This is a genomic window from Mariniphaga sediminis (assembly GCF_003573545.1).
Taxonomy (GTDB): Bacteria; Bacteroidota; Bacteroidia; order Bacteroidales; family Prolixibacteraceae; genus Mariniphaga; species Mariniphaga sediminis.
The window spans coordinates 1-13,801 of sequence record NZ_QWET01000028.1 but is presented as its reverse complement, the minus strand read 5'-3'; the positions used below and the strand labels follow the sequence as shown (position 1 = coordinate 13,801).

The window sequence follows — 13,801 nt, the reverse complement described above, 5'->3', positions numbered from 1 at the left end:
CCGTTTATCACCCCGATCAACGGCATCAACAATACTGTTATTCCTTACCTCAGGGAATTAAACCCACTATTCTCCGCGTCTCCGGTTATTTTCAGCCCGACGCCTGTTAGTATCGCTAACGACTTTGAGCATCAATCCAGTTCCTTGCATTCACGAATGCCTGAATCCAGGGTGCCAGTTCATCTTTTTTCCGTTCAGCGGGATAATGAGCCCACTGCCAGGGGGCAAACGCCCTTTCGAGATGAGGCATCATGGCCAGATGCCGTCCATTGTCTGAACAGATGGCGGCTGCCGCAAAATGAGAACCGTTAGGATTGGCTGGATATTCGTCAGAACTGTATTTTAACGGAATATTGTATTCCCCTTCGTTGAAAGGCAGGTAAAACTTTCCTTCGCCATGGGCGACCCAAATTCCCAGTTTCATCCCCTCCATGTCTTTCAACATAACCGATTGATTTTCCAGAATATCCACATTCAGGAAAGCCGACTCAAATTTTCCCGATTCGTTGTGCAACATTTTTGGCTGAATACTGTGCTCCGGATAAACCAATCCCAGTTCAACCATTAACTGGCAACCATTGCACACCCCAAGGCTCAGGGTATCCTCACGGCGGTAAAAATTCTCCAGAGCCATCCGGGCTTTTTCATTGTATTTGAAAGCGCCTGCCCATCCTTTTGCCGACCCAAGCACATCTGAGTTGGAAAAGCCACCCACAAAAACAATCATGTTTAAATCTTCCAGGGTCTCACGTCCCGAAATAAGGTCGGTCATGTGCACATCTTTCACATCCATTCCGGCCAGGTACATGGCATACGCCATTTCGCGATCGCCATTTACCCCTTTCTCGCGGATAATGGCTGCTTTAATCCCCGAGGGTTTCCTGCGGTTCATGTCTATGCCATAATCGGCTGCGTTCCCTGTAAAATTCCGGAAATCAAACTTCAGTTCGTGCTTTTTATAATTTTTGAACCGTTCCAAAGCCAGTTCTTTTCCGCTCTGTTTCCGGTCGAGAAGATACGATGTTTTAAACCACAGGTCACGCAGGGAATCAATATCGAAATCTGTTTCTGTTTCAAAATTATTCACTCGTACCTTCCGGTATGGAACCGGGAAGCCAAGCGAAATAAACCCAACCCCGTTTTCGGTGAGTTGTTTTTTTACAACCTCGCTGTCAGCACACTGGATAACAATCCCGGGATTTTCGCTGAAAAGAACTTTGACCAAATCTTTTTCTCCAATGCCTGTCAAATCCACCTTCATCCCGCCTTTATTACTGCTAAAACACATTTCGAGCAGTGAGGTAATCAACCCTCCCGAACCAATATCGTGTCCGGCAAGGATTAGTTCCTGTTCAATCAGTTTTTGAATGGTGTCAAATGCCGCAACAAACTTTGCAGCATCTTCTACCGTGGGGGCCGTTTTACCAATCCGGTTGACCGACTGGGCCAGGGCGCTGCCGCCCAATTCCCTTTCAGAAAACGAGAAATCGACAAAAAGAATTTCTTTTGATTCGTCATTCACTAAAACAGGTTCCACTACTTTCTTCACATCAGAAACCTCGCCCGAGGCCGAAATAATTACTGTTCCGGGGGCATATACTACGTCATTTTTATATTTCTGCGTCATCGACATGGAATCCTTCCCGGTAGGAATATTGATTCCCAACGCACAGGCAAAATCACTGGCAGCTTCCACTGCATGGTAAATCCGGGCATTCTCCCCCGAATTTTTAGCAGGCCACATCCAGTTGGCGCTAAGCGATATACTGCGGATATGGTCGGTCATTGGCGCCCAAATAATGTTGGTAAGCGCCTCTGCAATGGAAAGAACAGAACCGCATGCAGGATCAATCATTCCGGCCACAGGAGCGTGTCCAATGGAAGTAGCCACCCCTGCCCTGCCCTGATAATCGAGGGCAATCACGCCCACATTATTGAGCGGCAAGTGTAATTTACCTGCTCCCTGCTGCTTGGCAATACGTCCGGTAACCGAACGATCCACCTTATTGGTGAGCCAGTCTTTACACGCCACTGACTCCAACTGAATCACACTTTCCACAAGGGTATTTATCTCTTCCGGGTTGTATTCCACTTCTTCAAAATCCGGTAAAACGGTGGTATCTTCCAAAACTGTTTTAGGCGGGTTTCCAAACATATAGCCCAATTGCCAGTCGATCGATTTTTCACCGGTTTTTGAATTCTCAAATGTAAACTGCATGTCGCCGGTCGTTTCACCAATGTCATAAATAGGCGCCCGTTCGCGTTCGGCAATTCGTTTCAGCAGTTCAACATTTTCAGGTTTCATCACCAGGCCCATCCGTTCCTGGGACTCATTCCCAATAATTTCTTTTTGTGAAAGTGTAGGATCCCCAACCGGCAACTTGGCGGTATCAATTTTACCTCCGGTGGTTTCTACCAGTTCCGAAAGACAATTCAGGTGACCGCCTGCACCGTGGTCGTGAATGGAGATAATTGTATTTTTATCTGATTCGGCTAATGCACGGATGGCATTGTAAACCCGCTTTTGCATTTCAGGGTTGGCCCGCTGCACGGCATTCAATTCAATGGCGTTTTCGAATTCACCGGTTGCCACCGAAGAAACGGCGCCGCCTCCCATGCCGATGCGGTAGTTGTCGCCCCCCAGCAATACAATTCTATCCCCTTTCCCGGGATCGTCCTTCAGGCTATCTTTTTTATTGCCAAAACCAATTCCTCCGGCCAGCATCACTACCTTGTCGTAGCCATATTTTTTAAATTTCTCAAAATGTTCAAAAGTCAGTACAGAACCGGTAATCAGCGGTTGGCCAAATTTGTTCCCAAAATCACTGGCCCCGTTGGAAGCTTTAATCAAAATTTCTTCCGGAGTCTGGTAAAGCCAATCACGTTCTTCAGTAGCCTGTTCCCACGAACGCCCGGCTTCGGTACGCGGGTACGACGTCATGTAAACGGCTGTGCCAGCAATGGGATAACTACCTTTTCCTCCGCCAATCCGGTCACGAATTTCGCCTCCGGTTCCGGTGGAAGCGCCATTAAACGGCTCTACCGTTGTTGGGAAATTATGTGTTTCTGCCTTCAGCGAAATAACCGTTTCAATATCTTTTACTTTAAAATAATCGGGTTTATCCTGCGTTTCCGGGGCAAACTGCTCTGCCACCGGCCCCTGAACAAACGAGCAATTGTCTTTATAAGCTGAAACTATTTTATTCGGGTTCTCTCTCGATGTTTTCTTAATCAACTGAAAAAGAGACGACTCCATTTCTTTCCCATCGATAATAAACGTTCCGTTAAAGATTTTATGACGGCAATGCTCCGAATTTACCTGGGCAAAACCATATACTTCACCGTCGGTTAACGGCCGTCCCATGGCTGTTGCCACCGAGTTGAGATAATCTATTTCTTCGTCGCTCAACGCCAAACCTTCCTGTTGGTTATAATCGGCAATGTCTTCAATATTCAGGATTGGATCCGGTTGTTTTTCGATAATAAAAATGCGCTGTGACAGTCCGTTGTACTTTCGCTGGAGCATCGGGTCGAATGCTGCATTTTCATTTTCAACCTGAAAAAACTCCTCCATCCGCACAACACCTTCAATCCCCATGTTCTGGACAATTTCCACCGCATTTGTACTCCAGGGAGTAAGCATTTCCCTTCGCGGACCAATAAACCATCCTTCCAGATTGTCCTGCTGAACGTGTTGGGCATCAGAAAATAACCATACCAGTTTTTCGATATCGTTTGCATTTAACGGCTGGATAGAATCGACAGCAATAACCGAACTAACCTGAGTTTTAAAAAATTGAATCATGTTGCAGCTTATTTTGTAATGACATGTTGTATAACACAGCGCAAAGATAGAAAATAATCAAAGTTTGCAGCGACACTCCTGCCGGATTAACCAAGGAGTTTTTAACAACCTTAAAATTAGAAAATGAACCATGGGATTGAGTTCCTATTTTTCAAAATTTTCGGTTACTTTGAAAAAAATTGACAGCAATGAAAAAATTCCTATTTATATTACCAATACTACTCATTTTTGCCTGTAGTACACAACACAAACTACAAAAGTCATTTACAGGGAAACCCGTTTCCATCCTGAAGGAACATTTTGGTAGTCCTATAACTATTTTTAAAAACGATACCAATTCTGTTTACGTTTTTGAAAAAACTGAAAAACTCAGGAGTACGGAAATCAACCAGGGGAAATTGACTCTTGACCCCATTGTTTCTCCTGAAGTAAAAAAGACCGAACGCTATTACTTTACGGTAAAAAACGGGATTATTTCCCAGTCACGGTTCGAAAAAGAATATGAACGCTGAACAACGAACATTTTCCCTCAAAAAGGTGTCAGTTTAAAGAAATTTTATAGTTTTGCACTCGCGATTTTTGAAATAGTAATTTTCATGATGGTGTCCCGGTAACTATCCGGAGTAAAAGCACATCAGGAAATGACAAAAAACGTTCTTTTTAAATTATTGCCCGGATGGTGGAATTGGTAGACACGCCAGGTTGAGGGCCTGGTGGCCGTTTTTGGCTGTGCAAGTTCGAGTCTTGTTCCGGGCACAGGCAAACAAAAGCGCTTAAGTTCAGAAACTTAGGCGCTTTTGTTATTCATTTTCTAAATCTTCGATGCTCTGGGGATATGTATCCATGAATAGAATTTAAGTTTTCCGGCAAGCACAGAACCAGTATTATACTGATTCTGTACTAATCCAGCTACTTCTAAATGTTACATGCTAACTGGGAATGATTAGTTCTCCCTAACACCCTACTTACTGGTAAATCGCTAATATTTTATGCAATTATTGGCATCGTTTTTATTCATCACCTTTTCTACAGCTTCCAGATAAGAAAAACCATATTTCATGTCTGGTAAAAGGTAACTTCCTTCTACCCATTCATTCCATGCATTGATAGTAATCAGTTTGGGCTGTTCGGGATGACTGTCAGCATATTCCTTAGCTTTGGAAAGCAAGGCTGCAAAACTTTCAGGTGTATCATGATAATGCACCACATCCTTCATTCCTTTGGCAGGAAATCTTGGCGTATCGTCCCAACCAACAGAAACACAGGGGAACAACGGCACATTCAGGATAGAATCCATTTGTGCCCTTATTTTTATTGAATTGGCGCCGTAAACCAGGTAATCTTCGTTTAGCCCGCCCATGTTGTACATGGCCACACTATTGAAACCCATCATGTCCACCAAGTCAACAAATTGAGCAGCTGCTTCTTTCGACATAATGGAACCTCCCCCCTGATTCCATTGAATATGCAATCCGGGAAATCCGGCTTTTTTTACTTCTTCCCTGAAATAATCCAGCGCTTTTCTTGCTTCTTCCATGCTCCCTCCAAAGCCTTCCAGCAATTTACCTATACTGAATATGGAAAACACAGGCTTGTCATCGATTTTAAAATAATTAGGCTGTTTGAAATACTGATTTATTACCCTTTCAACTATAATTTTAAAGTTGTCCCAGTCTGCAGATCCGTCCCAAAGCAGCGAAGCATCATCTTTAAACTTATGCACGTTCCAGTAGTTTCGTTTAACATCGTGGTTCGCCCACATAAGATAAAATTGCATTTTCGAATTATTTTTTGCTTTCAGGAAACCATCATTAAGCGTACTTTCCAGGAATGGTCCTCCATCGAACCAGTACCAGTCGAAAATAAAAACATTAACCCCATGCTCTGTTGCTGCATCAATCCACCTTTCCATCACCTTCGGGTCGTTGTCCATTTCGTAGCCCCATAAAGGCTGGCGGGGTTGGTAATGTCCTTCAAACCTGGGAGTACCTTTCTTTATGACTTCCCATTCTCCTGTACCTTCAGGCCAAAGCATATCGCCAAAGCGTTCATCATGATGGCACGATGGCCAAATATAAGCTGCTACAGAATATTCTTCATCCTCATTTGTTTTTTCTTCCTGCCCGTTAAACGATGTGCACCCACAAAAAAAGAGAAAACCCAATAAGGTCAGCACACTCAAAACAGCACTTTTAACACTACCCTGAAAACCTAAAACGATAAACTTTTGTTTATTGATTTTCACTGATTCTATTTTTTTCATTATTGAAAACATATCGAAATGTATAATTAATGTAAATGTGTGTTATTTAATGGTTTCCCTTCACTCATAACAGTCACCTGTATACGCGGATTTATACCAGTTGGTGAATTACCGGTAAAAGAAACATGGTTCCTGCCGTTTTTTAATACTGGAATCTTTCCCTGAACCGGTACATTTTCAATAAATTCACCGTTGGCTCCGTATAATTTACAGTCTTCTACAGACTTAAATTCGATGTACATTCCCGATTCTAATGTAACCTGTAAGGTAATTATTTCTTCTCCTATTTTAATGGAAGGGTTTTCTATAATACCTGAAATCATTGGGATTGCTTTCACCGGGCCAATAATACAATTGCTTTCTTTCCCTTCCGGCAGATTATTATACCACAACTGAAACTCATTAATGCTTTTAAAGTCCATCCAAGTGTGGTGGGATTGGTAGAGATTACCCATGACACTGGAATTGTCCCATATATAATTAGTAAATTCAGAAGATTCGAGTTCTACCAGTTCAAAATACCTCCATCCTATAAAATCAATTTTCACGTAATGTCCTGCAATTGCACCATGTGAAAGGTGAAAAGGTCCTCCATGCCTAAAATCCAGGATTTCTCCGTTTCCATCTCCTTTTATCCAAACGCCTAATGCTTTATGCTGACTAAGATCCAACCAGGGTTCAAACTCCTTCTTCATACAAATCCATGAACCATTGCGGGGAGAAACACCCGAATTATTTGCCTTAAATATTCCACCTGATTCACCGTCCAATGTTTTTTCATTTGAATGGATTATTTCTCCTGACACTCCCTCTGCGGCTCCGGTATTTGAAAATTCATCCGACGCGGAAAAATCTGCTAAAACAATATTATCCGGATCATCGTAAGATTTAACTGACATCAATGATTCAATCCGAAACTTAACCGGCTGTGAATCAAATCCATTATCAACTATCCAACTAGAGGAAGGTTGATTGATTCCGAGTACTTTCTGTTTATGGTATACAACAGGTTTAAAATTCCACGAAGCATCATTTTCCTGAAACAGTGTAAATTCTTTGCCAGGTTGACGCAAAAGTTTTTTAATATCCTCTCCAAAATATTTTTCATGTCTTAATCCTTCATACTGTTTAATAATAGCATTTAATCGTCTAAAAGAAGGATATTTGGTTACCTCTTTTTCACTAACACCTCCCAGTAAAGAAAGCCCTGCATCGTGTCCAATCATTTTACAACACAAATATTCAATATCATCAGGAAATGTACGTTCAGCTTGTGGAGGCCCCCAGGTAAAATTCAACCACCAACCAAGGTGCATGGGGAGAAGCAACCCGCCGTTTATGTTATCGGAATGAAAATCTATAAAGTTTTTAAATCCCCGTCGTGGGGTATCCCATGCCTGCCAACGGGAACGATAATGCCACCAATGATGCTCCATCATACTCATTTCCATACCAACGGGACGATCTAACGCTTTCATGATTTCAATTACAAATTTGGTGCTATAATACCAGTAATACTCCTTATCTGCCAGGATTCTACTTCCGTCAATTGCATCCAGATAGATACCATCAAAATTGTTTTCGTTAACAATCCGGGCATGATTATGAGCTATTTCCACAAAAAGATCACTTTCCGGATCCGCGACAAATAAACCAAACATCTCTTTTAAATGATGAGCTTTCTCATTTACTCTATGCGATGCCACTCTGGTACCATTTAATCCCCTCTTGCAACCGGTAAATTTATAGGGAGGAGTTTTCGTTACGGCATCAAATTCAATTAATTCATTTCCGATCTTAAGAGTCCGGCTATTCTGAACTAAAAAACCAGTAAGTGTCGAAATATTTTCTGTTGATTCATTTACTACGATAACAGTATCTGTATCGCTCATTGATTCTGCTAAAGTAAAGGTTCTGAAATAAGCCAGATCTTCACTGGGAACAGGGGTAACATATTTCGAATTCTTATCGATAAAAAAAGCATACGTATGAAAAATTGAAGATATTCCTGCGTCATGAAGTCGTTTATTGATCCGTTTGAAATGCTCCCAGCCATCAGGCCATTTCTCCGGATTTAACTCTAAACTTCCAAATTTGAAAAAATCCTTTCCTCCTCCGTGATTATCTATCTGATTGAAGCCAACAGATGAACACATCTCGATCCATTCATCAACGGTTTCTTCTGTAAGGGAACCATAATTAAAATGGTATGAACCACGTCCCTCTTCCGACATTTTTGCCCAGGCACCACCGGCTGTAGAATATGGAATATCTTCGGCATTTTGCATTACGGCCCTGATTCGCGGTAATATATCCTCCATGGGAGTACCAATCAATGTAATTTTAGCGCCTTCCATTCCAAAGCGGTTATAACAAGTTGCCCAAAGATGTGTCTGAAGTGCAGGAAGCTGACGAACATGTGTTTCAAGGTTCATCGAAAGAGCACATGTTGCAAATGGTTCATTTGGCACTCCTTCAAGTGTTAATGGAATATTTAGAAAGTTAAACGCCTCAACATCACCAACAACTTTGATAATTTCAAAAATAACTCCTTCCTGATTTCCTTCAACATTTATCTCTGCTGATACTCCGGAACTTTCAAAAAAAAATTTTAACCTGCTTCCTTTTAAAACAACAGAATTAACTAAATAATCTGTTCCTGCTACCGTAACTGTGGCTGCGTAAGATTCTGCCGAACTGTCAAGATAATCTTTACCTGTCGCTTTATCGATAAAATGCAGGTTCCTCCCCTGTGGCGTCACCTCATATTTAAAATCACGGTTTTCAATAACGAGACTACCGTTTTCATTTCGAACAACACTTTCTGCTGAACATAGGAATGGCAAGAAGATTGACATTATAAACAGCAAAAACACATTCGGAATATACGATTTGATATATTTCATTTGAATTGATTTAATAATTCCACATCAAATATGTGAATGGGGATTATATTCATTGTCACTCAACGTACTTAATACTATCTTTTACCAATCTTTATTTTGAACTAATGATTGATTTATAAACAATTCTGTCTGAGGTATCGGATAAAGGTTCATCTTGTCTTCCCATATTCTGTTTTCAACCAACTTTGTTGAATAGGATAAAGTACCTGTTTCATTTTTTGCCACCTCAACGCCATAAATATCTTTCGTTGATGCACCAATCTTCCATCTTCTTATATCCCAAAAACGATGATCTTCAAAGGCAAGTTCTACCCTTCTTTCATTCATAAGTTTATCTCTAAACTCGTCTTTGGACATTCCGTTTGGAAAATCAGGCATACCTGCCCTCGCTCTTATCATGTTGACAGCATCAGTTGCCGATAATAAAAGCGATCCTGTACCGGTATTCATGGGGCCAAAGGCTTCATTCATAGCCTCAGCATAATTTAGCAGGATCTCACTCAAACGGAAAATAACCCAGACGTGTTCCCTTGTAGTTATATTTGTTGGATCAAGTGAAACACTTTCCATCACATATTTTTTCAGGTAATATCCTGTTTTAGTTGCATTTAACTTAGGAGAACCATTCAGCCCTCCATCCCAAATCTCAATTGATTTACCTTTAAAAACGGCTCCGTTATAAAGAACTGTTTTGTGGAGCCTTGGATCGCGGTTAGCATAGGGATTGGTCGGTTCATATTCTGATCCAGGTTCAAATATACCTTTCCCGGTTGTACTCATTTCATAGGAATCAACCAAATTCTGAGTAGGGCAGGTTCCTGTATTTCCGCCTTCAATTCCAACAGGGAAATTGGTCCTTTCAAAGGAATTAGTGGATTCCTGCCTTCTTTCAAAAATTAATTCTTTAGAAGCAAGGTTATTTACAGTACTTTCATAGGAATCATCAAGTGAATACCAATCCGAATCGATAATATCCTTAGCAGTTTTGGCAGCTTCAATCCATTTCTCTGCATTATTTGAAGGATTATGCAAAGGACTGGCTGCATACAACAAAGTACGCGCTTTTAATGCCAGGGCAGCCCCCTTTGTTGCCCTACCCGTTTCGGAACCTGGTACTGACAAAAAGGTTACAGGTAATTCAGCACTTACTTCATCGCATTCCTCTACTATGAAATCAACAATTGTACTGTAAGGAGTCCTTGTGACATTATTTGCTTCTTCCTGGGAAAGTACAGCTGTGATTAAAGGTACGTCACCATATCTTTTTATGAGTTCAAAATAAAAAAATGCCCGAAGGAATCTTGCTTCGTATGGATACAGCTTATACCTTTCCATTATTAACTCATAATCGTCGTTGTAACGTAATTCTTCAAAATTTCTGTTTTTTTCCATTTCGGTTAAAAACAGGTTACAAGCCCTGATTCCGGCATACATATTCTCCCACTGGCAATCAAGAGTTTGTATCGAACTCCAGGTTCCATCATTGAACTTATGCACAATAGCCAAAGCATTGACAAACGTAGCATCATCGGTTGCATTGGAACGCATAGCATCATTTATACTATGAAAGTCAGCAGGAAGATAACTATAAATATTGGAAAGAAATGCATTCGTAAAATGAGGATCAGAGAAAATATAATCCTGTGTATAATTACTCGCTTCAGAATAGTCCAACTTTTCACAACTCCAGAACAAAAGGGAAAGAATTGGCACTATATATAATAATTTAATATATTTCATAACAGTAATTTTTTAAATTAAAAATCAATTTTAGTTCCGATACTGAACAATTTTGTCGTTGGATACCCGACACCAACAGACTCAGGGTCAACAACTTTTATATCATCAACTGAAAACAAGTTAGTTGCTCTTAAATACAATTGCATTTCAGAAAGCTTAAAATTTGACAGCAAGGAGTGAGGGAGATTGTAGAACAGTTCAACAGACCTTAACTTCAAATAACCTCCATTTTTAAACCATATATCATTCGGTCTGTAATTATTTGCATTCTCCTGTGTTGTAAGTCTTGGATAAACTGCTGAACTCTTGTTATCTATGGTCCAGCTTTTATCAGCTGCTGATTCTGAAATAGTTGTATAACCTCTCAAAGGCCAGAAGACACTGGGTGTATTTAAGTATTGTGTTTGATTTGCGGCGCCTTGAAACAGAGCGTCAAAACCAAATCCCTTATATTCAGCTCCGATTGAAGCAGAAAAATATAATTCGGGATTTATTGTATTATAGCCAATTGGTTTAATATCATACTCATCTACTACGCCGTCATCATTTTGATCTTTATACTTAATATCACCTGGTTTCACGATAGAGAATAACTGTTTTGGACTGCTTTGAATATCTGCTTCATCTTCAAAGAAACCAATTGCCTCCAGGCCAAAAGCCTGACCAACACTTCGTCCGGTACGTTTCAAGTACTCGTAGGGCCGGTACTCCTCTCCCATTTCAATTATTTTATTACGTACAAAAGAGAGCTGTCCATTTATGAAATAGCCAAAATCTCCTATTTTATCCTCTAAATTTAATCCTAATTCTAACCCTTTGTTTTCAATAATGCCAGTATTGGTCAATCCTGTTGAGTTTCCAAAAACTTCTGAAGTCAGACCTGAAGATTCAACCAGAATATTTTTTCGTCGATCATAAAACAGATCAACGGTTAAATCTAATTTTTCAAACATTTTTGCATCAATACCCAAATTGACCTTATTTGATGTTTCATAGGTTACATCAGCATTTCCCAATGCCCCTTCTTTAAAACCACTGATATAATTATTATTAGATGTAAAATAATAACCTGCTGCTCCAATTATTTTGGTTGTATTAATATTCTGGGGAATCAGATCATTACCGGCTAACCCCCATGAAGTTCTGAGCTTAATGTAATTAAACATCCTACTATCAAACCAATCTTCATCAGACAAATTCCAGGCAAATGAAACTGCGGGAAACATACCAAACCGCTGACCATCAGGTAAAATATTTGTTCCATTATAAGACATGGACAGATCAGCAAAATATTTTCCCCGTAATGAATAGTGCGCATTTAAGGCTATCATTCGACGAATGAATGTGTTAAACTGCCCCGTTCTTACCATATTATCCTGCTGAAAAATAAGCGCAGAGTTTAGTTTACTGTTTCCCCAATCATAAGAATATTTAAGATTCCCTTCAAATGTTGCACGTCTCCACTGACTTCCCAGAAAATGATAGTAAGATAGTTCTGTATCCTCTCCAAAAAAGTTACTGGTAGTATCCGTAATATTTCCTGAATCGGGATCTTTCGTTATATCAAGGGTTTCGTACTCAAACTGCTTTATTTTACCTTCCATGAAAGTTGCAGAATTATCATAAGACATGGCAAGCTCACCAGATAAACCATCCAATATAAAATCTAATTCCTGTTCCAACCTTCCGTCTACAAAAAGCTCTCTGACATATTGAATCCCATATCCAGATGCCGATATTTGAGCAACCGGGTTAGCAACGTAAGCAGAGCTGCCCCCCCAGTTATTGTTATATGTCTTTACCGGAAATGCTGCTGAGGGAACTGAAAAAAGTGAATACATAATATTATCCTGTCCGTTTCCGGGGCTTTGGCTTTCACGCAGATACCCTCCTAAATTAACACTAAGGTTGGTTGACTTTGTCAAATCAACATCTATATTGGTACGCAAATTAAACTTATTAAAACTTAACTGGGTATCATACCCTTTATTTTCTCCTACCGGACCTAACAGACCTTTGTCTGTTTGATAATTTAACATCGAGAAATATCTTATTCCTTTAATGTTACCCTGGAATGAAGCATTCCAGTTATCCATATTGCCATAATCTCTCAGAGACTCGTTTATCCAGTCGACATTGGGATAAAAGTATGGTGAATTTCCGGATTTAAACAAATTCAACTCATTGGAAGAATAAAGAGGGGACAAACCGTCATTAGACCTTGCTTGATTCATTGAAACAGCGTAATCATATGAATTTTGAAACTCAGGTAAACGGAATGCCCGGGTAATTCCATGCTCATAAGACAAGGAAACACTTTGCCCCTGGTCATTACCTCTTTTTGTGGTAACGAGCAATACCCCGTTAGCTCCACGTAACCCAAACATGGCAAGAGCCGCAGCATCTTTTAATACTTCAATACTTTCAATTTCATGTATTGACAATGAGGATATCGGGCGCTCAAATCCATCAACCAAAACGAGGATTGAAGCATCTCCGGAGGTTCCTGTTCCCCTGATAAATAAATCCGGATCGTTTCTCCAACTTCCTCCTCCATTTTCCATAACAGCCAATCCCGGAATTTTGCCAAAAAGGGCATTTGCAGGATTAATAGCAGAACTTTTTATTATATCGCTTGATTTGATAATACCTACAGCAGCACTTAATTCACCCTTTTCCCGTTTTAAACCAAATCCCAATTGAATTAAATCATCCTTCTCTGATTGGATAATTGTGTCCTTGGGAATCATTTTTTGTTGCCCAAAGACATTACAAGCTGCCAATAGCAACACTATCCAAAAAATGGAATATCTTATATTATTATATTTTTTCATTTCATTATAATTTTTTGTTTTAACGGCATAAAATGGAACTCGCCATCTATAATGTTCCATCTAAAAAGCGATAGATCATGACTCGTTTCATTTTCCTATTTTTTAAAATCGTATGGATTTTTATTTAGATGAAAGCCACACCGCTGAGGAAATAGATTTATAAGGACAAGCGACAAAAGGACATGAATAAATAATAAGCCACCTAGCTTTGCATTTCCAAATCAACAAGAGCTAGATGGCTATGAAAAAAGAT

General features: G+C 40.1%; 6 protein-coding genes and 1 tRNA gene. 2 read left to right on the top strand and 5 right to left on the bottom strand.

What is annotated here, in order from left to right:
* Positions 1-115: 115 nt before the first annotated feature.
* Complete coding sequence (purL, locus tag D1164_RS21840; RefSeq protein ID WP_119352038.1) at positions 116-3,805, bottom strand: phosphoribosylformylglycinamidine synthase; 3,690 nt, start codon at positions 3,803-3,805, stop codon at positions 116-118.
* A 188-nt stretch (positions 3,806-3,993) separates the two neighbouring features.
* Here purL and D1164_RS21835 point away from each other — a divergent pair, with 188 nt between their 5' ends.
* The gene (locus tag D1164_RS21835; protein WP_119352037.1) at positions 3,994-4,317 is read left to right on the top strand and encodes a hypothetical protein; all 324 of its coding nucleotides are present in this window, start codon (positions 3,994-3,996) and stop codon (positions 4,315-4,317) included.
* 158 nt (positions 4,318-4,475) lie between these two features.
* A tRNA-Leu gene (locus D1164_RS21830) sits at positions 4,476-4,561 on the top strand.
* Between the two features lie 223 nt (positions 4,562-4,784).
* On the opposite strand, the gene D1164_RS21825 is transcribed toward D1164_RS21830, so the two are convergent.
* From D1164_RS21825 to D1164_RS21810, 4 genes are all read right to left on the bottom strand, one after another.
* A complete protein-coding gene (locus D1164_RS21825; protein WP_119352069.1) occupies positions 4,785-6,068 on the bottom strand; it encodes a glycosyltransferase WbsX family protein in 1,284 nt (427 codons plus the stop codon).
* Positions 6,069-6,094: 26 nt separating this feature from the next.
* Entirely contained in the window at positions 6,095-8,974 is a 2,880-nt protein-coding gene (locus tag D1164_RS21820; protein WP_119352036.1) for a hypothetical protein, read from the bottom strand.
* 81 nt (positions 8,975-9,055) lie between these two features.
* The gene (locus D1164_RS21815) at positions 9,056-10,714 is read right to left on the bottom strand and encodes a RagB/SusD family nutrient uptake outer membrane protein (RefSeq protein ID WP_119352035.1); all 1,659 of its coding nucleotides are present in this window, start codon (positions 10,712-10,714) and stop codon (positions 9,056-9,058) included.
* A 17-nt stretch (positions 10,715-10,731) separates the two neighbouring features.
* Positions 10,732-13,464 carry a SusC/RagA family TonB-linked outer membrane protein gene (locus D1164_RS21810; RefSeq protein WP_172594587.1) on the bottom strand — a complete coding sequence of 911 codons (2,733 nt, stop codon included), beginning with the start codon at positions 13,462-13,464 and terminating at the stop codon, positions 10,732-10,734.
* Positions 13,465-13,801 lie beyond the last annotated feature (337 nt).

Excerpts from the sequence above, each read along its gene's own strand:
- purL (WP_119352038.1), bottom strand. The coding sequence starts at position 3,805 with ATGATTCAATTTTTTAAAACTCAGGTTAGTTCGGTTATTGCTGTCGAT.
- D1164_RS21835 (WP_119352037.1), top strand. The coding sequence starts at position 3,994 with ATGAAAAAATTCCTATTTATATTACCAATACTACTCATTTTTGCCTGT.
- D1164_RS21825 (WP_119352069.1), bottom strand. The coding sequence starts at position 6,068 with ATGAAAAAAATAGAATCAGTGAAAATCAATAAACAAAAGTTTATCGTT.
- D1164_RS21820 (WP_119352036.1), bottom strand. The coding sequence starts at position 8,974 with ATGAAATATATCAAATCGTATATTCCGAATGTGTTTTTGCTGTTTATA.
- D1164_RS21815 (WP_119352035.1), bottom strand. The coding sequence starts at position 10,714 with ATGAAATATATTAAATTATTATATATAGTGCCAATTCTTTCCCTTTTG.
- D1164_RS21810 (WP_172594587.1), bottom strand. The coding sequence starts at position 13,464 with ATGATTCCCAAGGACACAATTATCCAATCAGAGAAGGATGATTTAATT.